This window comes from Pseudomonas coleopterorum, from assembly GCF_900105555.1.
GTDB classification, from domain to species: Bacteria; Pseudomonadota; Gammaproteobacteria; order Pseudomonadales; family Pseudomonadaceae; genus Aquipseudomonas; species Aquipseudomonas coleopterorum.
In genome coordinates, this window is record NZ_FNTZ01000001.1 from 1,308,620 (window position 1) to 1,329,725 (window position 21,106).

Sequence of the window (21,106 nt, forward strand, 5' to 3'; positions counted from 1 at the left end):
ATCGAAAGCAGCGGCCCACTTTTCAAGAAGGTGTAGTTGCGATGAAACGTGTAGGTCTGATCGGTTGGCGCGGCATGGTCGGTTCCGTGCTCATGCAGCGGATGCTGGAAGAGCAGGATTTCGATCTTATCGAGCCGGTGTTTTTCACCACTTCCAATGTGGGCGGCCAAGGGCCTGCGGTGGGCAAGGACATTGCCCCGCTCAAGGATGCCTACAGCATTGAAGAGCTGAAGACACTCGACGTGATCCTGACCTGCCAGGGTGGCGACTACACCAGCGAGGTATTCCCCAAGCTGCGCGAGGCCGGCTGGCAGGGCTACTGGATCGACGCTGCCTCCAGCCTGCGCATGCAGGATGACGCAGTGATCGTGCTCGACCCGGTCAACCGCCGCGTGATCGACCAGCAGCTCGATGCCGGCACCAAGAACTACATCGGTGGCAACTGCACCGTGAGCCTGATGCTGATGGGCCTGGGCGGCCTGTTCGAGGCCGGTCTGGTGGAGTGGATGAGCGCCATGACCTATCAGGCGGCGTCCGGTGCCGGTGCGCAGAACATGCGCGAGCTGATCAAGCAGATGGGCAGCACCCACGCCTCGGTGGCCGATGACCTGGCCAACCCGGCCAGTGCCATTCTGGACATCGATCGCAAGGTGGCCGAGGCCATGCGCGGCGAGGGCTACCCGACCGAGAACTTCGGTGTGCCGCTGGCCGGCAGCCTGATTCCGTACATCGACAAGGAGCTGCCGAACGGGCAGAGCCGTGAAGAGTGGAAGGCTCAGGCCGAGACCAACAAGATCCTGGGTCGCTTCAAGAGCCCGATCCCGGTGGACGGCATCTGCGTGCGCATCGGCGCCATGCGTTGCCACAGCCAGGCGCTGACCATCAAGCTGAACAAGGACGTGCCGATGGCGGACATCGAAGGCCTGATCAGCCAGCACAACCCGTGGGTCAAGCTGGTACCCAACAGCCGTGAAGCGAGCATGCAGGAACTGACCCCGACCCAGGTCACCGGCACGCTGAACATTCCGGTCGGGCGCCTGCGCAAGCTGAACATGGGCTCGCAATACCTGGGCGCGTTCACCGTCGGCGACCAGCTGCTGTGGGGCGCCGCCGAACCGTTGCGCCGCATGCTGCGGATTTTGCTGGAGCGTTGATTTCCTCGGGTTCGCTGGGTCCGCCAGCCGAACCGCACCGACCGCTGACGCGGCTTGCGCCGCTGCTACAGGGTGCGCGGTCTCTGTAGCAGCGGCGCGAGCCGCGTCCGGGTTCATCGCGTTCTTTCAGGCATACCGCGTTCACCGCCGACGCGGCTTGCGCCGCTGCTACAGGGTGCGCGGTCTCTGTAGCAGCGGCGCGAGCCGCGTCCGGGTTTATCGTGTTCTTTCAGGCATATCGCGTTTACCGCCGACGCGGCTTGCGCCGCTGCTACAGGGGGCATCGGCGGTTACCGGTTTTCGAAGGCTTCCAGCGCGTGGTTCAGGCTGGCGGTCGACAGCTCGCCCAGATGGCTGCCCAGCAGCTTGCCGTCGGCGCTGTAGAACAGCGTGGTTGGCAGTGCGACCGAACCCAATGCGCGGCCCAGATCGCCCTGGCTGTCGAATGCCACCTGTTGCAGATCCAGCCCCATGGTTCCCGCAAAGCTTGCGACGATCTGCGCGGTTTCGCCGTGGTTGACGAACAGGAAACGGACCTGCGGATGGTGTTTCTGCATGTCCAGCAGCACTGGCATTTCCCGTCTGCAAGGTGGGCACCAGCTGGCCCAGAGATTGATCACCAGCGGCTGCCCTGCGTAGCTGCGCAGTGCCACAGGCTCACCTGCTGCAGTGTGCAGGGTGACGTCGGGTAATTGCGCGTGGCGTTCCTGCAGGTACCACTGGCTGGCCAGACTGGTGACGGCCCAGAACATCAGGCCGCTGACCAGGCTTGTGCCCAACGTGACACGCGCCAGTGGGCGCCGCCAGGCATACACCAGCGCCGTCACGCCGCTGACCGCCAGGCCCGGCCATAGCAGGAAGCCGCCATCGCGGATATCGGGAATCTGCCACGGATCGGCACGGTACTGCGCCCAGTACCGCATCACGAAAGCGACACGCGCCATCACCAGGCCCAGCAGGAACAGGCGAAAGATCAGCACTTCGGGATTGCTGCCCAACCCGCGCCGCGACATCTGCCAACCCACGACGCTGGCCAGGCCCAAGGCCAGCAGTATCAGCAGGTGATGCAGGGAAAGCGCGAATGGCCCCACGGAAAGGCTCAGCATCGGCAGGGGTCTCTTGAGGTGATGAATCAAGTATGGCGGCACTCAGGTTAACCGACGGTTAACCCAACCCGCATGAGCGGTCCGGTTCCGACAGACACACCGCGCGGCGTTTTTCGCGGCCGATGCCCGTCGTCACGGGCGTTTGGGCGCATAATGTTGTGTTAATCACGGCCTGTCACCGTGGGCATTTATCCTTCGAGCGCTGTCATGCACGTATTGCTTTGCGAAGACGATGACCTGATCGCCAGCGGCATCGTTGCCGGGCTCAATGCCCAGGGTCTGAACGTCGATCGAGTGGCCACGGCTTCTGCCGCCCAGGCCATGCTGCAGGCCGCCAGCTTCGATGTGATGGTGCTCGATCTGGGGCTGCCCGACGAGGACGGCATCAAGCTGCTGCAACGGTTGCGCCACAAGGGCGAGGCGCTGCCGGTGCTGGTGTTAACCGCCCGCGACAGCGTCAGCGATCGGGTTGCCGGTCTGCAGGCCGGCGCCGACGACTACCTGCTCAAACCCTTCGACCTGCGCGAACTGTGTGCGCGCCTGCACACCCTGCAGCGCCGGGTGGCCGGGCGGACTCTGAACATGATCGAGCACGGCCCGTTGCAGCACGACCCCAGCACCCGCCAGACCTGGCTGGCCGGCCAGGCCGTCGATCTGTCTCGTCGCGAGCAGGCGCTGTTGTACGCCCTGCTGCAGAACCGAGGCCGCGTGCTCTCGGGCGAGCAGCTCAAGGACAGTGTCTATGGCTTCAGCGACGAAGTGGAAAGCAACGCCCTGAACGTGCACATCCATCATTTGCGGCGCAAGCTGGGCAACGGCATTGTCGAAACCGTCCGCGGCCTGGGCTATCGCTTGGGGCCGGCCCAAGCCGCAGCGCAGGAAGCGCAATGAGCCTGCGCCTGCGCTTGAGTCTGATTCTGGGTACGGCCTTCGTGCTGATCTGGGCGCTGGCCGCGACCTGGATGTTCCGCGACTTGCGCAGTCAGATGATGTTCTCCCTCGATCAACGCCTGGTGGCGTCGGCGCGCATGGTCGCCGGCCTGGTCGATCGGCTGCCGCAACCGCTTTCCGCACAGGGCGAAGGCACCCGCTTCAGTGCCGATCAATGGAGCATCCCCGACGGTATCGCCTGCCAGGTCAGCTCGCTGCGTGGTGAAATCCTTGCCCGCAGCCATGGCAATGCCGATCAGGTGCTGGATGACCAGCGCACCGGTTTCCACGATCAGGAGATCGAGGGTGAACACTGGCGCAGTTTCACCCTGGCTCGGGACGATGTGCGGATCACCACCGCAGACCGCGAGCTGGAACGCGAGGCATTGAACCGTTCGGTACTACTCGCCGCTTCCGCACCGGTACTGATGGCCCTGTTGGGCAGCATCGCGATGCTCTGGCTGGGCATCGGCAAGGGCCTGGCGCCTCTCAATCGCATGTGCGAGGCGCTGCGCAAACGCGACGTCGACGCCCTTGAACCGCTGGCGCTGAAGTCGCTGCCCAGTGAGTTGCAACCGCTGCTGGAAACCCAGAACCAGCTGTTCCTGCGCATCGGCTGTACTCTGGAGCGGGAGCGGCAGCTGACCGGTGATGCGGCCCATGAACTGCGCAGTCCCTTGACCGCGATCAAGACCCACCTGCAGGTCGCCCGCATGACGGCCGGGCTCGCCCACGAACAGGCGCTGGGCCATGCCGAGGAGGGCGCCGACCGCCTGCAGCGCACCCTCGAACAATTGCTCTTGCTGGCACGGGTCGAAGGCAGCCTGTCGTTCGACGATGGCGCACCGTGCAGCGCCGAACAGGTGGCGCGCCTGGCCATCGGCGACGCTCGCCCGGAGGACCGCTGGCGGGTCGAATTGCACGTCCCGCCGCGGCTGCCATCAATAGCCTTGGGAATGCCATCGACCCTGGCGGTACAGGCACTGCGCAACCTGATCGACAACGCGTTGCGGCACAGCCCCGATCAGGCGCCGGTCTGGCTGACACTGGCCACGGAACCCGGCTGCGTATGCTTCACGGTGCGCGACTTCGGCCCCGGCATCGCCGCGCAAGACCTGGAACACCTGACCCAGCGCTTCTGGCGCAGCCGTTCCAGCACCGGTTGCGGGCTGGGCCTGGCCATCGTTCAGGCGATCGCCCAGCGTTGCGGCTGTACCCTGCACTTCGACAGTACCGAAGACGGCTTGCGCGTCAGCTTCAAGGTCCCGTTCCGACCGGTGTGAACGCCGTTGGCTCAGCGTGCGGAGAGCGCGCTGGCCAGTTGCTGAGGATCGTTGAAGGTCTTGATGTCTACCACCACGCCATCCTTGAGCTCCAGCCACTGCACGGTTTCGCGGTCGCCGTCGTAGCGCGGTGCGACGCGGCCTTCCTGGTCCAGCAGAATGCGGTAATTGAGTTTCTTCATGCCGGGAATGGCGATCCACTTGGCCACCGACGGCATGCGCTCGATGTCGGCGATATAGGCCGCATGTCGCGACTCGAGAAAGTCCTTGGGCCGTTTTTCCATGGCCGTACCCATCAACTGGGCGGCGTCCATGCTGCGCGCGACGATGATCAGTTGGGTCTCGTCGCTGAGCGAGTAGGGTTGTTCGAACTGATCGAGCAGGGTCCAGGGGGCCAGCCGTTCGCCGACTTCCGTGGCCTGGGCGGTAAGGGACAGCAAGCTGAAAAGTAATGCGCAGCAGTATTTCATTGCGGCAGGGTCCTGGGACAGTGGGGCTCACATTAGAGCGGATCGGCCACCGGGGTACAAAGGTTTAGCGGCCCGGTGCGCGACTTTTTCGCACGCGCGCGTTCGACCCGGTATTGCCGCCGCGCGGCCTCATGGCACAATTGCGTATGTCCAGACCTCAATGCCCTCGCTGCCAACGTCCTCAGGCCCTGTGCCTGTGTGCGTTGATCCCGAACCTGCCCAGCCGAACGCGGGTGCTGATCCTGCAGCATCCCAGCGAGGTGGATCACGCGCTGAATACGGCGCGCCTGGCCGCGTTGGGCTTGCAGAACTGCGAGATCATGGTCGGCGAAGTATTCGCTGACCTGGCGCGGTGGCTGGCACAGCCAGGCTATCAGCCCTGTCTGTTGTTTCCCGATGAGCGCAGTGAAGCTTTGAGTGTCTACGCGCCGGATGCTCAGCCAAGGTTGCTGGTGGTGCCCGACGGCACCTGGCGCAAGGCGCGCAAGCTGCTGCACCTCAATCCGCTGCTCGCCGACCTGCCCAGGGTTCAGCTGGCCGCTGCCGAGCCCTCGCGTTATCGGCTGCGCAAGGCGCCTGGTCCGGGCGCGCTGTCGACCGTAGAGGCCATCACCCAGGCTCTGGAGGTACTCGAAGCACCGGCCTCGTTCCAGGCGCTGCTCAGGCCCTTCGACGCACTCATCGAAGGGCAGATCGCCGCCATGGGTGAAGAGGTTTATCTGCGCAACCATCAACGCCAGTAACCATCAACGCCAGTGATGAATCGGCCACCCAGCCTTTTCCGCGTGCTCGCGCAGCACCGGATCAGGATTGACCGCATGGGGGAAGGGCACTTCCAATAGCAGCGGCAGGTCGTTGCGTGAATCCGAATAGAAGCTGGCGCCTTCCAGGGTTTCGCCCTCGTCGTGCATCCATTCGCGCAGGCGCTTGATCTTGCCCTCGCGGTAGGTCAATACGCCGACCGTATTGCCACTGTAGCTGCCGTGGTTGAGTTCCAGGTCGATCGCCAGCACGTCGTCGACACCCAGGCGCTCGGCAATGGGCTGGACCAGATGAACGCCGGAAGCGGAGATGATCAGAATGCGATCGCCGGCCGCGCGATGGGCGGCGATGGTGCGGGTGGCGTCGCTGAAAATGATCGGCTCGATGAAGTCCTCGACCCAGGGGCCGACCAGGTGTTCGACCTCCTCGGGCGAGCGCCCGAGCATCGGCTCCAGGCTGAACGCCATGTAGTCTTCCATGGCCAGCCGACCCTCGCTGTAGGCCTGCATCAACTCGTGGTCGCGTTGCATGAAGGACTCGGGATCGACCCAGCCCAGGCGACCCATCTGCTCGCTCCAGAGTGAAGAACAGTCGCCGTGGATCAGGGTCTCGTCGAGATCGAAAATCGCTAGAGCCATATGAAACCTCCCTTGGAAAGGTGCTCAGGCTACCGCACAAAGCGCGTCCGGCCCAATCGTCAGGGACACCCGCTGGCCGTCGGGCAGCAGGTCGGCGGCGGTGCGGTTGAGCACATCCACCACCAGCAGTACGCCATGGGCCTGCACGCGGTAGCGGATCACGTTGCCCAGCAGGCTGTGGCTGCGGATTTCGCCCTCCAGCGAGCCGCTCGAACCCAGCTCGATGGCTTCCGGACGAATCGCCACCCGGGTATGGATCGGTCGCTGCAACAGGGCACTGGCCTGGGCGGCATCGAGCAGGTTGTAGTTGCCGATGAAACCGGCGGCGAAGGCGTCCGCCGGTGCCGTGTACAGGCTCTGCGCATCGCCGCTCTGGACGATGCGGCCCTTGTTCATCAGGAAGATGCGGTCGCTCATGGTCAGCGCCTCTTCCTGATCGTGGGTGACGAAAATCGTGGTCAGCCCGAGTTCGCGCTGGATCTGCCGGATCTGTTCGCGCAGGTGCTTGCGGATGCGTGCATCCAGCGCCGACAGGGGCTCGTCGAGCAGCAGCAGACGCGGCCGGGTGACCAGCGACCGGGCCAGGGCGACCCGCTGGCACTGCCCGCCGGAGAGTTGATGCGGGTAACGCTTGGCGAACTCGTCCAGTTCCACCAGCGCCAGCACCTCGGCCACACGGCGGGTGCTTTCGGCGCCTTTGACCTTCTGCATGCGCAAGCCGAACGCGACGTTCTGTTCCACGTTCATGTTGGGAAACAGCGCATAGCTCTGGAAGACCATGCCGATGTCGCGCTTCTGCGGACCGAGTGGGGCGAGGTCCTGGCCATCGAGCAGGATGCGCCCGCCGTTGATCGGCGTCAGTCCGGCGATCGCCCGCAGCAGGGTCGACTTGCCGCAACCGGACGGCCCGAGCAGGGTGATGAATTCACCCCGTTCGATGGTGAAGCCGATATCGCTGAAGACTTCGGTGTTGCCGTAGCGCTTATCCAGTCTTTCGACGCTGACGAAGCTCATATCAGTCTTTGTCCTTGTTCAAGCGGTTCGCACCCCAGGTGAGCAGCAACACGAAGAAGAAATAGGAAATCACCAGCGCGCTGTTGAAGTGGCCGCTGCTGTTGCGCATGTTGTTCAAGTAAACCTGCAGGGTTTCGTAGCGGGTGCCGACCAGCAGGTTGGCGAACACGAACTCGCCGAACAGGAACGAGAACGACAGCAGCAGGGCGATCATCAGGCCCTTGCGCAGGTTGGGCAGCACCACCAGAAACGCTGCCTGGAAGGTGCTGGCGCCCAGCAACTGGGCAGCGTCCATCAGGTCGCGCAGGTTGATCGCCTGCAGGTTGTTGGTGATGGCTCGGTACATGAAGGGCAGGGCCACGGTGAAGTAGCAGCCGATCAGGATCCACGGCGTGCCGACCATGGCCAGTGGTCCCGAGCCGTACAGGTTCAACAGGCCCACTGAGGACACCACGGGCGGCACGGCGAAGGGCAGCAGGATGAGGATGTTCATCAGCGCATCCAGCCTGGGAAAGTGGTAGTGCACGGCGAACAGCAGCGGCAGGATCAGCAGCACCGACAGCACCAGCGCGCCCACGCAGACCACCAGTGATTGACCGAAGGCCTGCAGGAACCGCGGGTCGCCCCACAGTTGCAGGTACCACTTGAAGGTCAGGCCGCTGGGCAGGATCGATGCCGACCAGCTGGTGGCCAACGAATACAGCAGGGTGCCGGCCAAGGGCAGCAGCAGGATCAGGAACAGCAGCCACACCACGACTCTGTGGTAGAGGCCGGGGGCGTTGTGTTCAGCGCGCGACATGGTAGCTCCTGCGCAGTAGCCATTGATGGGCCAGGGTGACCAGGGTCATCAGCCCCACCAGAATCATCGCCAGGGCGCTGGCCAGGTTGGGGTCCAGGCTGATGTCGCCGGCCACCATGGCGGCGATACGGATCGGCAGCACGTTGAAATTGCCGGTGGTCAGGGCGTACACCGTGGCGTATGCGCCCAGGGCATTGGCCAGGAGGATGACGAAGGTGCCCAGCAGCGCCGGGGTCAGCACCGGCAAGCCGATGTAGCGCCAGTAGGCCCAGCCGTTGGCGCCGAGCAGGGCGGCGGACTCGCGCCAGTCTTCGCGCAGGGCGTCGAAGGCAGGGTAGAGCAGCAGGACGCCCAGCGGGATTTGGAAATAGGTGTAGGTGATGATCAGGCCGGTTTTGGAGTAAAGGTTGAAATCATCGATCAGGCCGCCCTGCTTGAGTGCCAGGGTGATTGCGCCGTTGAAGCCCAGCAGGATGATGAAGGCGAAGGCCAGCGGTACGCCGGAAAAGTTGCTGGTCATGTTGGCGAAGGCGCTGACGAAATCCCGCAGCCGCGAGTCGACCCGGCGCAGGGAGTAGGCACCGATGACGGCGATGACGATGCCGAACAGACTCGACCAGAAGCTGATTTCCAGGCTGAACTGGATGGCCTGGCGGTAGAAGCGCGAGCCGAAAGCCTTGCTGAAGTTGTCCAGGCTCCAGCCGGCGTCGGTCTGCACGCTGTGGATGGCCACCCAGGCGAGGGGGGCGATCTGGAAGACGATGAAGAATAGAGCGAAGGGCGCCAGCAGGAGCAGGGCCAGGGTTCTACCGCGAGTGGGGGTGGTCACTGCTGGAGGGCTCCGGGGTTGCGGGGTGTCAGGGGGTTGGTGGTGGCTGCTTCGCGGGCAGAGACCCGCTCCCACAAGGATTGCCGCTTCTGCTCTTGTGGGAGGGCCAGGGTTCTGCCGCGAGTGGGGGTGGTCACTGCTGGAGCGCTCCGGGGTGTCAGGGGGTTGGTGGTGGGCCTTTCGCGGGCAGAGACCCGCTCCCACAAGGATCGACGCTTCTGCTCTTGTGGGAGGGTCAGGGTTCTGCTGCGAGTGGAGGTGGTCACCGCTGGAGGGCTCCGGGGTTGCGGGGTGTCAGGAGATTGGTGGTGGCTGCTTCGCGGGCAGAGACCCGCTCCCACACGGATTGACGCTCCTGCTCCTGTGGGAGGGCCAGGGTTCTGCCGCGAGTGGGGGTGGTCACTGCTGGAGCGCTCCGGGGTGTCAGGAGATTGGTGGTGGGTTCTTCGCGGGCAGAGACCCGCTCCCACATAGGCGCAGTCCGAGTCTCTGTGGGAGCGGGTCTCTGCCCGCGAAGGGGCCCTACCTGATGCACCTCAGGCAATCACTGCATCTCGAAGATGACCTGTTCCTGCCACTGCTGGGGCAGGGCCTTGGCGCTGGCTTCCCAGACGTCCGGGTTCTTGATCGGGGTGACGTTGCGGTACTGCTCGGCCGGCAGCAGCTTGGCCGCGACATCTTCCGGCAGCTTGATGTGGTCGGCGCGGATCGGCCGTGCATAGCCGCGTGCCAGGTTGATCTGGCCGGCGTCGCTGAGGATGTACTCACGCGCCAGCTTGGCGGCGTTCGGGTGCTTGGCGTACTTGTTGATGATGGTGGTGTAGCCGGAAATCACCGAGCCGTCCGAGGGGATCAGCACGTCGAAGCGTTTCGGATCGATCTGGTCGCGGTAGCTCAGGCCGTTGAAGTCCCAGACCACACCCACCTCGATCTCGCCTTTTTCCAAGGTCTGGATGGTCGGATTGGCCAGCGACAGGCGCTTCTGTTGCGCCAGTTCGGTGAACAGTTGCAGGCCAGGGGCCAGGTTGCTCTCGTCGCCCTTGAACGCGATGGCTGCCGCGAGGACCCCGTTGGCCGCCTGGGCTGCAGTGCTGACGTCGCCGATCGCTACCTTGTACTTGCCGTTCTTCAGATCTGCCCAGCTTTTGGGCGCGTCTTCGGCTTTGACCAGTTGCTTGTTGATGATGAACGCGATGGTGCCGGTGTAGGCCAGCATCCAGTGGCCGTCGGCGTCCTTGGCCCAGTCGGGGATCTGCGCCCAGGTGGAAGGCTTGTACGGCTGGGTCACGCCCTGTTTGGTGGCAATGGGGCCGAACGCTGCACCGACATCGCCGATATCGGCACTGGCGTTGTCCTTCTCGGCGGCGAACTTGGCCACTTCCTGGGCCGAGCTCATGTCGGTGTCCATGTGCTTGAGGCCGTACTTGTTGGCCAGGTCTTCCCAGGTACCCTTCCAGTTGGCCCAGGCATCGGGCATGCCGACGCTGTTGACCATGCCTTCGGTCTTGGCCGCGGCTTCCAGGGTTTGCAGATCGGTATCCGCTGCCGAAGCCAGGTTGCACAACGCGATGCTCGAACCTAAGAGTGTGGCCAGGAAAAGCTTTTTCATCCGGTGCTCCTATGGGCGCCTATCGAAACGAGGGGACTGTCGACGATTGGATTGATCAGGATCAGCAATACCCGAGCCAACGTAGGGGACGCGCATGACATTTTGACGTCGAGCGCGTCGGCGCAGGCATGCTCAGGGCTGTCAGGCCCCTGGAAATCAAGCGTAGACGAGATTTGCCGTTTCGATCGATACGGCGCGAGGGCCGTTGCAAGCAGGGATGTATGGAGCGCTAGCCGGGCAGGGCCGCGTGGCGGGCCCTGCGAGGCGCGGAGGGATCAGTGGTTCACGGTAAAGGCCAGCATCGCCGACAGCTGACACATCGGCCGGCCGCTTTCGGCATGCCACTGGTTGAATGCGGCCTGCACGGCCGCCTGATCGCGCTTGGAGCTGGGCACCTTGTCGACGATCTCCTGGGCGTTCAGCGCGGCCACCACGTCCCAGCTGGGAATGAAGGTGTCCTTGCCGATCATGCGCAGGAAACGCGGCGCCGACAGCCCACCCATCTGGTTGCCGTGCTTGGCGATGTACTGCCACAAGCCGGTGATGTCTTCCACCGGCCAGTCGGCGATGAAATCACCGAAACTGCCGTGCTCCATGGCCACGTCGAGAATCATCTGCGCGTTGCGCGGCACGCTCTTGAGCTTGCCGAAATGGCGAATGATGCGGGTGTCCTGCATCAGCCGTTCCAGGCGCTCGGCGCCCATGAGCACGATCTTCTCCGGGTCGAAGCCGAAGAACACTTCTTCGAAGGCAGGCCACTTGGAGTCGACCAGGCTGTGCTTGAGGCCTGCCCGAAAGACCCGCAGGGCCATGGTCGACAGGTAGCGGTCGGCGCTGATCTTGCGCAGTTGCGCCGGGGACTTGGCCGTCGGCAGACGCGCCTCCAGCGCCTTCTGCGAGCCGAAGCGATTAAGGCAGTACTCGTTCAGCCACTTGTAGTCTTGCATGGAACCGGTGTCCTCAACTGCTGGATGAATGCACGGGCAGGTCGCCTTCGCGCAGCCAGACCTCGTCGATGCGGTGGTCCGGTGCCTTGTGCAGAACCATCTGCGCCCGATCGCGGGTCACCAGGATGTTTTCCGTGAGGTTCTTCAGGTTGACCTCTTCCCACAAATAGTCGGCGCGCGCCTGTGCAGCGTCGCCCGATAGAGTGGTCAGGCTCATGAAGCGTTCCATGTACCAGTGACGAATGTCGGCGGTCGGGGCATCCAGGTAAATGGAAAAGTCGTGGGCGTGGTCCAGCTGGAGGATGTTCAGCCCCTCCAGAATCAGGATGTCCGGCTGATCGATCAGGTGAAAGTGCTCGTCGATGTCCTTGATCGCCTGGGAATAGACCGGGACCTGCAAACCACGAACGCCCTGCCTGAGATCATGCAGGAACGCCTTCAGGTCGTCGGTGCGGTAGCTTTCCGGGAAGCCCTTGCGCGGCATCAACTGACGCTCTTCCAGGATCCGGTTGGGATACAGGAAGCCATCGGTGCTGACCACCTCGACCCGCGGTGCTTCCGGCCAGCCCTCGAACCGTTCCTTGAGCAGCGTGGACAGGGTGCTCTTGCCCACGGCGACGCTGCCGGCGATGGCCACCACGAAGGTGTGCCGATGGCCTTGATAGTGCTCGCGGATGTGTTCGCTGATCCAGGCCAGCGGCGACTCGTCGCCGAACGCCATGGCGGGGTACTTGGTGTAGGCGTGGATGCTCAAGCGTGGCCCGCCATCGTGCGATGCACTCTACGATCGGACTTAGCCACGCGCAGTGCTCAGCAGCTGTGCGGTCTGGCCCAGGCGTTTGCCCAGTGCCCGACACAGGGTTTTCTCGTGCTCGTCGAGCACGCGCTTGCCATCGGCACCGGCATGGTGGCTGGCGCCGTAGGGGGTGCCACCGCCCTGGGTTTCCACCAGGGCCGACTCGCTGTAGGGCAACCCGGTGATGAGCATGCCGTGGTGCAGCAGGGGCAGGAGCATCGACAACAGGGTGGTTTCCTGACCGCCGTGCAGGCTGGCGGTGGACGTGAACACCCCGGCCGGCTTGCCGACCAGGTCGCCGCTGAGCCACAGGCTGCTGGTGCCGTCGAGGAAATACTTGAGCGGCGCGGCCATGTTGCCGAAGCGCGTCGGGCTGCCCAGGGCCAGGCCGGCGCAGTTCTTCAGGTCGTCGAGGCTGGCGTAGACCACGCCTTGCTCGGGGATCGACGGCGCCACGGCTTCGCACTCGGTCGAAACCGCCGGCACGCAGCGCAGGCGCGCTTCCAGCCCACTGGCTTCGACGCCGCGGGCGATCTGGCGGGCCATCTCGGCGGTGGCGCCATGGCGGCTGTAATAGAGCACCAGGATGTAAGGTGTGTTCACGCAATGATCTCCAGTACGTTTTCCGGTGGCCGGCCGATCACCGCGCGTTCGCCATTGACCAGTATGGGCCGCTCGATCAGCTTGGGATGCGCGGCCATGGCTTGCACCAGGTGTTCCTCGCCCAGGGTGGCGTCGGCCAGGTCCAGGGTTTTGTATTCTTCTTCACCGGTGCGCAACAGTGCCCTGGCACTGATGCCCAGCTTGCCCAGCAGCGTGTGCAGGGTGGCGGCATCGGGAGGCGTTTCCAGGTAGCGCACGATGACGGGCTCGAGCCCACGGGCTTGCAGAAGCTCCAACGCCGCGCGGGATTTGGAGCAGCGCGGGTTATGGTAAAGGGTCAGATCGGTCATGGGAAAAGTCGCCTCCGGCATCCAGTGGCGGGTATTCTAACCACGTGGCGATGATCGGTCGCCTTTTTCGCATAGCTGCAGGAATGAGGAAGGGTAGATCCATGAAATGGCGTATCAAGGCCCGCTTCGCACCGTTGGCGGGCCTGCTGTTGGCGGCCGCGCTGCTGGGTGGTTGTGGGGGTGACTACGGCCCTGATCAGCATGGCAACCCGGTCAGCGCCCAGACGCTGGACAAGCACTGGCTGGTGGTCAACTACTGGGCGGTGTGGTGCGGACCCTGCCGCCGCGAGATTCCCGAACTCAATGCGCTTTCGCAGAGCCTGCAAGGGCAGGGCGTGCGGGTGCTCGGGGTGAATTTCGACAACCTGCAGGGTGAGGAACTGAGCGCCGCCGCCCAGACGCTGGGGATCGATTTCCCGGTACTGGCCCAGGACCCGGCGCCGCGTTTCGCGCTGCCGCGCAGCCAGGGGTTGCCGGTCACCTACATCATCGATGACCAAGGCAAGCTGCGCGAGCAATTGATGGGCGAGCAGACCGCCGCTGGCATCAAGGCGCGTCTGGCGGCCTTGCAGGGCAGCGGCAACTGAGTTGCGGTCCAGGACCGTGCTCACCTGACGCCATTGCGTTCCAGGCGATAGGCGCTGACCGCCTCGTACACCGCCTTGCGCAGGCGGTTGATGCCGCCGATGGGGCGATGCGCCTCGATCCCGTGCCAGGGGCTGAAACTGAAGTTGTCGCACATCAGGTTCTGCTCGGGTGTGTCGAAGTCCTGAGCCGGCACCTGGATGTGGGCCACGGTCTGGAAGGGCGCGTCGCTTTCCTTCCACTGCACGCTGGTGTCTTCGATGGGCATGTAGCGGGTGGCGTCCTGCGTCTGGATCTGCAGGGCGAAGCAGGCTGGCTGACGATCGGTGGACAGTTGCTGGTACAACGCCGAGCGCAGGAAGTTGGGCACGTCGCGGTTCTGCGCCGGTGGCGTATACGCCGGGCACGTTCCCGCTTCCGGGGTGACGCGGAACTTGGCGTTGAGGTTGCCGAACTTGTACGGCGACACGGAAAAGTAAGTGGTCAGCAGCGGGCTGGGCGGTGCTTCGGACAGGGTCGCCAGGGCGATGAACAGGTGTCGCACCTGCCATTGGCGCGGGTCCCAGCCTGGCAGAAAGGCCATCACCTTCTTGCCGTCGGCCTGGGCCGCCACGTTCTGGCGATATTCGGCCACGTCGCTGACGAAGAAGTTGGCATGGTTGAACATGACGAAATCCTGCTCGCCGCGTCCCTGCTGGCTGGGCAGCAGCTGATCGCCGGGGACGCCCAGCAGCTTGATGGCCATGCCGCGCGCGTCCTTCATGTTGTCGAACTGCGGATAGGCGTTGCCGTTAGAGAGCCGCATCCAGGCTTGCCAGGTCTTGCCCGGTTCGCTGAACACACCCTGGCGCAGTGCCGGATCCAGGTCGGTGGCCACGCTGACCTGCGCCTGCACGCAGCCATGCGCCTTGGCGTGGGCGTCGCGCAGGTAGCGGGTGGGTTCGCGGTGCTGGTCGACGATGCGGATGGCGGTCTGGATGATGTCCTGGGTCATCGCCGCCTCGCCGGCGGGAATCTGCTCCTGGGCCGAGACCGGCCCGGAGAACTTCCACGCGTACCACAGCGTGGCCAGCAGCCAGCCCAGCAGGCCCAGGACGATCAGCCCCAGCACCGTCCTGAACAGCCAGGTACCCAGGCGCAGCCAGAAGCGGCCGATGGGGCCGGGTGGCGTCGAATCCATCGAGGGACGGTTGATCATGGCAGTCGTTTCTCCAGTGGCCCACCCAGGATCTTGAGGTATTCGAGCAGCGCCCAGCGCTCCTCGGGCTGCAGCAGGCGACCGATCACCCCGGCACCCAGCGGGCCGTCGCGGAATTCGTGGCCGCTGTTGGCGTTGCCGGTCAGGCGCGTGTCGTAGAGAAAGCCGCCGGGGAAGGCTTCGCTGCGATAACCCAGGTGCGCCGGGTCGTATTCCAGGTTGCCACGGTAGAAGGTCACCGAGCGCTCGTCCTGAGGCGACAGCAGTTGATAGAGGCTGGGCACCGAACCGTTGTGCAGGAACGGCGGGGTGGCCCAGACGCCGGCCAGGGGCCGGGCCTTGTACGCGCGCAGTTCACGCACGCCGATGTCCATGCCGAAGCCGTTCAGCCGTGCCTGTTCCTGCGGGCCGATGCCGGCCTGGCGGTAGGCCTGCGCCTCGACGAAGGCGGTGACATAGGCCAGTGCCTTGGCCACGGAAATGTGCTTGAGGTCGAGCGGCTCGCTGGGATCTTCCAGCTGCACGTTCATGGTCTTGAGGGCCTGCACGTCCCAGTTCAGCGCGCTGACATCGAAACGATGATCGGCGATGTTGTTGGCAGCGGTAGGGTCGGTGCCCATGTAGTCGACCGAGCGCATCTGCAGCTTGGCCACGGGGCGCGGTCCGCTGTGGTCCACCAGGGGCACGTGGCAGGCCGCGCAGTTTTCCTGGAACAGCTGCCGGCCCTGGGCGGCACGGGTCAGATCGACCTGGCCCAGCACTGCTTCGGGCCACTGCGGCGCGGGCAGACGCTCCACGGCTTGTTCGATGCGGTACAGGTCCATGACCCGCACGCTCGAGGGGTAGCGTTCGTCACCCATCAGGGGCTGGCCGTGGGCGTCGAAGAACTCCAGGGTCGCCCCCACGCCCAGCGCCTCACCGATGTTGCGCGCCATCGGCTGCTGGGCCGAACCGTTCCACTGCACCCAGTCGAAGGTCCAGATGTCCCACAAGTGTGGATAGTCGACCGGCGCGTTGGCGACGCGATAGTTGTCGGCACTGATGGCGTCGCCGAAGGTGGCGTTGGCGATGCGGCCAAACGCATCGGCGCGGCCGGGCCCTTCCTGGACGGGGTACAGGCCGCGATGGGTGTCGTTCCAGGCGGTGTGCAGGATGCTGTTCAGCGAGGCCTTGAGCGCTGCACGCAGGGCGTCGTGCCCGGCCTCGTAGCCTTGCTCGCCGAGCACCGCCAGGGCGAAGCGCTTGAACTTCCAGGGGTTGTAGTAGGTGGCCGCCATGCTCGCCGCCAGGGCCTGGCCGAAGTCGCCGCCGCGCAGGGTCGGCACCGTGGCGGGCAGCACGTGCTGCGCGGTGCCGCCGTCTACCCGCAGCGCCGTGCCGTTGAAGCGCAACTCACCGGTGTGGCAGGCGGCGCAGCTGATGTCGAGAAACTGCGTGTCGCCGTTTTCGCCGGGGTGCCGGGTGAAGCCTATGGGCAAGTCGTGCGGATTCTGCGCGTGGCCCGGTTCGATCAGGAAGCCGAAACGGCCGAGGTTTTCCGGCGCTGCGAAGCGTTGCGTGGAAAACGGCTGTTCCAGGTTGACGAACCAGTCGTAGTGCAGGCCCTTGACCTGGGTCCCCTGGGGGGTGAAATAGTAGGTGTCGCGGTCGGCGTCGCTCCAGTCCTGCAGGTAGTGCAGGTCGCGGGCAGGGCTATAGGCTGGCAGGTTGGGGTAGGCGATGTAGTAGGCGATGACGGCGACGGCCAACAGCGCGGCCACCAGCACGATCATCACGCCTCGAATGAGCAAGCGCATGGGCACGGTCCTTGTGATAAGCGCGGCTTTATGCCTGAAAAATCCAGTGATGGCAACTGGCCTTTAGTCTAGTCCCGGCAATCTCTTCATAACGCGCAGACGCCCGTCGCATCGGTGCCAGCCTGTGGTGCGCGACGCACATAAAGGGTGCAGGTCACGGTCGATACGCCGCACCTGCGACCGGCTGCTTCCTTTCTTCACTGCGGTCCGGATGATTGTGGCGCATGGATTGCAAGCCTGCGCACTACACAATGCAATCGATGCCGATTGCCTCCCACACGACAACGGTGCCGTGCTGCCCGCTCTGATGAGCGCAGGCAGCTGGCGCCGTTTTTGTTTTTGTCGCCAGCAGCGAGGAGGGTCGATGACCGCCACTTCAGTGCGTAGCGTGTGCCCCTACTGCGGCGTCGGCTGCGGTATCGTCATGACTGTCGAGAGCGGCCGCGTGGTCAAGGTCAGCGGCGACAAGCTGCATCCGGCCAACGCCGGACGCCTGTGCACCAAGGGCAGCACCTGCGCCCAGCCGCTCAGCGATCCGGGGCGCATGCAGCACGCCTACCTGCGCGAGAACCGTGATCACGAGCCGGTACAGTCGAACATGGACGCCGCCATCGCCGCGGCCGGCAGCCGCCTGCGGCTGATCCTCGATGAGCATGGCCCCGATGCCCTGGCCTTCTACGTCTCCGGGCAGATGTCGCTGGAAGCCCAGTACCTGGTCAACAAGCTTGCCAAGGGGTACGTGCGCACGCGGCATATCGAATCCAACTCGCGGCTGTGCATGGCCAGCGCCGGCAGTGGCTACAAGCTGTCGTTGGGCGCCGATGGCCCGCCCGGCTCATACGATGATTTCGATCAGGCCGAGGTGTTTCTGGTGATCGGCGCGAACATGGCCGACTGTCATCCGATCCTGTTCCTGCGCCTGCTCGATCGCCTCAAGGCCGGCGCCAGGCTGATCGTCGTCGACCCACGGCGCAACGCCACTGCCGACAAGGCCGACCTGTTCCTGCAGATCGAGCCGGGCACCGACCTGGCGCTGCTCAACGGCCTGCTGCACCTGCTGCACGCCAACGGCGCGACCGACCCGGCGTTCATCGCCGCGCACACCGAAGGCTGGGAGGACATGCCGGCTTTTCTGGCCGATTACACGCCAGCCCGAGTCGCGCAGATCACCGGCCTCGACGAACAGGCGATCCGTCAGGCCGCGCAGTGGATCGGCGGCGCGGCCAACTGGATGAGTTGCTGGACCATGGGGCTGAACCAGAGCATCCACGGCACGTGGAACACCAACGCGCTGTGCAATCTGCATCTGGCCACCGGCGCCCTCTGCCGTCCGGGCAGCGGACCGTTCTCCCTGACCGGCCAGCCCAACGCGATGGGCGGGCGCGAAATGGGCTACATGGGCCCAGGCCTGCCCGGCCAGCGTTCGCTGCTGGTGGCGGCCGATCGGGCCCACGTCGAAACACTCTGGGGCATTGCCCCTGGCAGCTTGCGTGAAGAAGGCAACGCCGGCACCGTCGACCTGTTTCGGCAGATGGGCGAGGGCGCGATCAAGGCGTGCTGGATCATCTGCACCAACCCGGTGGCCAGTGTCGCCAACCGTCAGCAGGTCATCGATGGCCTGCAGGCGGCAGAGCTGGTGATCACCCAGGATGCCTTTCTCGACACCGAGACCAATCGCTATGCCGACGTGCTGCTGCCCGCCGCGCTGTGGGCCGAGGCCGAAGGGGTGATGATCAACTCCGAGCGCAACATGACCCTTATGCGCAAGGCTGTCGACGCACCGGGGCAAGCCCTGCCGGACTGGCAGATCATCGCCAAGGTGGCCTGCGCCATGGGCTTCGCCGAGGGCTTCGACTACGCCAGTGCCGAACAGATCTATGAAGAGCTGCAACGCTTCGACAACCCGCAGAGCGGTTACGACATCCGCGGCGCCAGCTACGCGCAACTGCGCCAGCAGCCACGCCAATGGCCTGCGCTGCCAGGGCAGGAGGGTGTGCGCAGCCCGATTCGCTACCTCACCGAGGCAGGCGTGCGCTTTCCCACCGCCAGCGGTCGTGCTCGGTTCTTCGCCCGTCCGCACCTGCCAGCCGCCGATCAGCCCGACGCCGAGTTCGCCATGGTGCTCAACACCGGTCGCTTGCAGCATCAGTGGCACACGCTGACCAAGACCGGCAAGGTCGCCACCTTGAACCGGCTCGACCCTGGGCCGTTCATCGAGCTTCATCCCGACGACGCCGAGCGTCTGGGCATCGGCGAGGCCGATCAGGTGCAGGTCCGCTCGCGGCGCGGCCAGGCGGTATTGCCGGCCCGCCTCAGCGACCGGGTACGGCCGGGCAATTGCTTCGCGCCCTTTCACTGGAACGACGTGTACGGCAGCGATCTGGCCATCAATGCCGTGACCAGCGACGCCACCGATCCGCTGTCGCACCAGCCGGCCTTCAAGTTCGCCGCCGTGGCGCTGCAACGCGTCGGCTCGCCGAAAATCGCCCTGCAGAACCTCGATGCCGACGCGCCTGACGGTGTCGCGGCAAGCGACGGGCAGGCGGCCATCCAGGTGCTCTGGGCTTCGCAGACCGGCACCGCGCAGGCCATCGCCGAACGCTGCGCGCAGACCCTGCGCGAGCGTGGCGCATCGGTCGCTCTGCGTGGCCTGCACGAGATCACCCCGGCCGAGTTGCTCGCCGCCCATGACCTGTTGCTGATCACCAGCACCTTTGGCGATGGCGATGCACCGGACAATGCCACGCGCCTGTGGGCCCAGTTGCAGGCCACGCAGACCGAGCCTTGTGCAGACCTGCGCTATGCCGTGCTGGCGCTGGGCGATTCCAGTTACGCGCAGTTCTGCGGCTTTGCCCGCAAGCTGGACGAGCGCCTGACCCAGCTGGGCGGAAAGCGTCTGCTCGAACGCGTCGAGTGCGAGCCTGACGATCAGGCGCCTGCCGAGCGCTGGATACAGGCCGCCAGTCTGCTGCTTGCCGGACCAGCGTCCAGTTCAGTGGCTGAATCGGTGGCCGGTTCGGTTGCGGCAGAAGCTGCGTTGTATACCCGTCAGCGACCCTGGCTGGCGCGCGTCCTGCACAATCAGGTGCTCAACGCCGCCGGCACCGAGAAGGAAGTGCGCCATGTGGTGTTCGACTTGAAGGACAGCGGCCTGGTCTATGAAGCGGGCGATGCCCTTGGCGTATGGCCGAGCAACTGCATGAGCCTGGTCGAGGAACTGCTGGCCTGCCTTGGCCTGGACAGCAGCGAGCGGGTCCTGCTCAAGGGGCACGGCGAGCAGCCGCTGGCGGTGGCTTTGCACAAGCATCTGGACATCACGCGCATCACGCCGCAGTGGCTGGCATTTCTGAGCGAGCGCTGCGCCGATCCGTTGTTGGCCTCGTTGCTCGAACCGGCCAACGCTGTCCAACTGCAGCAGTGGTTGTGGGGTCGGCAACTGATCGACCTGCTCGAAGCCTTTCCGGTGACGCTGACCACCCAGGAACTGCTCGGCCTGCTCAAGCCCTTGCAGCCGCGGCTGTACTCCATCAGCTCCAGCGCTCGCACTGACCCGCATCAGGTGCACATCACCTTGTCGACCGTGCGTTACCAGTGCAACGAGCGCGTGCGCAGTGGCGTCTGCTCGGGCTTCCTGGCCGATCGCTCGGCAGCGGCGCTGGTGCCGATCTTCGTTCAAAAGACCCGTCAGTTCCGCGTGCCCAGCCAGGCCGATACGCCGATGATCATGGTCGGCCCGGGCACCGGCATAGCGCCGTTTCGCGCCTTCCTTCACGAGCGCCAGGCGCTGGGTCATCACGGGCGCAACTGGCTGTTGTTCGGCGAGCAACGCGAGCACAGCGACTTCTACTACCGCGACGAACTGCACGCCTGGCTGCGCAGCGGGCATCTGCACCGGCTGGATACGGCGTTCTCCCGCGATCAGGCGGAAAAGATCTACGTCCAGGACCGCTTGCGCCAGCAGGGCGCCCAGGTGTGGCAATGGTTGCAGCAGGGCGGGCATTTCTATGTCTGCGGCGATGCCAGCCGCATGGCCAAGGATGTCGACGCAGTGCTGCGCGACGTAGTGGCCGAACACGGCGCCATGAGCACGCAGCAGGCCGAGGCTTACCTGGCCCAGTTGAGCCGGGACCGGCGTTATGTGCGGGATGTGTACTGAAAGGGTGCGGTGTGCACTGGGGTGGGGCTTTGTATCAGGGAGGGCCTCTTCGCGGGCAGAGCCCGCTCCCACACTGAAATC

General features: G+C 64.8%; 19 protein-coding genes. 6 read left to right on the top strand and 13 right to left on the bottom strand.

Annotated elements, in window-relative coordinates; translation table 11 throughout:
• Positions 1-41 precede the first annotated feature (41 nt).
• On the top strand, positions 42-1,154 hold the full coding sequence (asd, locus tag BLV18_RS05825) for an aspartate-semialdehyde dehydrogenase (protein ID WP_049861075.1): 1,113 nt from the start codon (positions 42-44) through the stop codon (positions 1,152-1,154).
• 290 nt (positions 1,155-1,444) lie between these two features.
• Here the strand turns inward: asd and BLV18_RS05830 are convergent, their stop codons facing one another.
• A complete protein-coding gene (locus tag BLV18_RS05830; protein ID WP_090356940.1) occupies positions 1,445-2,260 on the bottom strand; it encodes a TlpA disulfide reductase family protein in 816 nt (271 codons plus the stop codon).
• 207 nt (positions 2,261-2,467) lie between these two features.
• On the opposite strand from BLV18_RS05830, the gene BLV18_RS05835 reads away from it, so the two are divergent.
• Positions 2,468-3,151 carry a response regulator gene (locus BLV18_RS05835; protein WP_090356942.1) on the top strand — a complete coding sequence of 228 codons (684 nt, stop codon included), beginning with the start codon at positions 2,468-2,470 and terminating at the stop codon, positions 3,149-3,151.
• Entirely contained in the window at positions 3,148-4,473 is a 1,326-nt protein-coding gene (locus BLV18_RS05840; protein WP_090356944.1) for an ATP-binding protein, read from the top strand. Before BLV18_RS05835 ends, BLV18_RS05840 begins: the two co-directional genes overlap by 4 nt.
• An 11-nt stretch (positions 4,474-4,484) precedes the next feature.
• Here the strand turns inward: BLV18_RS05840 and BLV18_RS05845 are convergent, their stop codons facing one another.
• Entirely contained in the window at positions 4,485-4,943 is a 459-nt protein-coding gene (locus BLV18_RS05845) for an FAD/FMN-containing dehydrogenase (protein ID WP_090356946.1), read from the bottom strand.
• Positions 4,944-5,089: 146 nt separating this feature from the next.
• Here BLV18_RS05845 and BLV18_RS05850 point away from each other — a divergent pair, with 146 nt between their 5' ends.
• Complete coding sequence (locus BLV18_RS05850) at positions 5,090-5,686, top strand: tRNA-uridine aminocarboxypropyltransferase (protein ID WP_090356948.1); 597 nt, start codon at positions 5,090-5,092, stop codon at positions 5,684-5,686.
• Positions 5,687-5,689: 3 nt separating this feature from the next.
• Here the strand turns inward: BLV18_RS05850 and BLV18_RS05855 are convergent, their stop codons facing one another.
• From BLV18_RS05855 to arsC, 9 genes are all read right to left on the bottom strand, one after another.
• A complete protein-coding gene (locus BLV18_RS05855; protein WP_049861069.1) occupies positions 5,690-6,343 on the bottom strand; it encodes an HAD family hydrolase in 654 nt (217 codons plus the stop codon).
• 24 nt (positions 6,344-6,367) lie between these two features.
• Positions 6,368-7,357, bottom strand: a complete 990-nt coding sequence (locus tag BLV18_RS05860; RefSeq protein WP_090356949.1) for an ABC transporter ATP-binding protein — start codon at positions 7,355-7,357, stop codon at positions 6,368-6,370.
• A 1-nt stretch (position 7,358) separates the two neighbouring features.
• Positions 7,359-8,156 (bottom strand): ABC transporter permease, encoded by a 798-nt coding sequence (locus BLV18_RS05865; protein ID WP_049861067.1) that lies wholly within the window; start codon positions 8,154-8,156, stop codon positions 7,359-7,361.
• The gene (locus BLV18_RS05870) at positions 8,143-8,985 is read right to left on the bottom strand and encodes an ABC transporter permease (protein ID WP_090356951.1); all 843 of its coding nucleotides are present in this window, start codon (positions 8,983-8,985) and stop codon (positions 8,143-8,145) included. Before BLV18_RS05870 ends, BLV18_RS05865 begins: the two co-directional genes overlap by 14 nt.
• A 544-nt stretch (positions 8,986-9,529) precedes the next feature.
• Entirely contained in the window at positions 9,530-10,594 is a 1,065-nt protein-coding gene (locus BLV18_RS05875; protein ID WP_056843272.1) for an ABC transporter substrate-binding protein, read from the bottom strand.
• Between the two features lie 275 nt (positions 10,595-10,869).
• Positions 10,870-11,541, bottom strand: coding sequence for a DNA-3-methyladenine glycosylase I (locus BLV18_RS05880; protein WP_043187466.1), 672 nt, complete (start codon positions 11,539-11,541; stop codon positions 10,870-10,872).
• Between the two features lie 13 nt (positions 11,542-11,554).
• Positions 11,555-12,295 carry a type I pantothenate kinase gene (locus BLV18_RS05885; RefSeq protein ID WP_049861063.1) on the bottom strand — a complete coding sequence of 247 codons (741 nt, stop codon included), beginning with the start codon at positions 12,293-12,295 and terminating at the stop codon, positions 11,555-11,557.
• A 39-nt stretch (positions 12,296-12,334) separates the two neighbouring features.
• Positions 12,335-12,940 carry an NAD(P)H:quinone oxidoreductase gene (wrbA, locus tag BLV18_RS05890; RefSeq protein WP_090356953.1) on the bottom strand — a complete coding sequence of 202 codons (606 nt, stop codon included), beginning with the start codon at positions 12,938-12,940 and terminating at the stop codon, positions 12,335-12,337.
• The gene (arsC, locus tag BLV18_RS05895) at positions 12,937-13,290 is read right to left on the bottom strand and encodes an arsenate reductase (glutaredoxin) (RefSeq protein ID WP_049861061.1); all 354 of its coding nucleotides are present in this window, start codon (positions 13,288-13,290) and stop codon (positions 12,937-12,939) included. The genes wrbA and arsC overlap by 4 nt, the downstream gene beginning before the upstream one ends.
• Before the next feature lie 101 nt (positions 13,291-13,391).
• Here arsC and BLV18_RS05900 point away from each other — a divergent pair, with 101 nt between their 5' ends.
• Complete coding sequence (locus tag BLV18_RS05900; RefSeq protein WP_090356955.1) at positions 13,392-13,877, top strand: TlpA disulfide reductase family protein; 486 nt, start codon at positions 13,392-13,394, stop codon at positions 13,875-13,877.
• A gap of 20 nt (positions 13,878-13,897) precedes the next feature.
• Here the strand turns inward: BLV18_RS05900 and BLV18_RS05905 are convergent, their stop codons facing one another.
• Together BLV18_RS05905 and BLV18_RS05910 are read right to left on the bottom strand one after the other, a co-directional pair.
• Positions 13,898-15,073 carry a catalase family protein gene (locus tag BLV18_RS05905; RefSeq protein WP_244156810.1) on the bottom strand — a complete coding sequence of 392 codons (1,176 nt, stop codon included), beginning with the start codon at positions 15,071-15,073 and terminating at the stop codon, positions 13,898-13,900.
• Positions 15,070-16,869, bottom strand: coding sequence for a di-heme-cytochrome C peroxidase (locus BLV18_RS05910; RefSeq protein ID WP_090356957.1), 1,800 nt, complete (start codon positions 16,867-16,869; stop codon positions 15,070-15,072). Before BLV18_RS05910 ends, BLV18_RS05905 begins: the two co-directional genes overlap by 4 nt.
• A 364-nt stretch (positions 16,870-17,233) precedes the next feature.
• Between BLV18_RS05910 and BLV18_RS05915 the strand changes: the two genes are divergently transcribed.
• Entirely contained in the window at positions 17,234-21,025 is a 3,792-nt protein-coding gene (locus tag BLV18_RS05915) for a bifunctional nitrate reductase/sulfite reductase flavoprotein subunit alpha (RefSeq protein WP_090356959.1), read from the top strand.
• Positions 21,026-21,106: the final 81 nt, after the last annotated feature.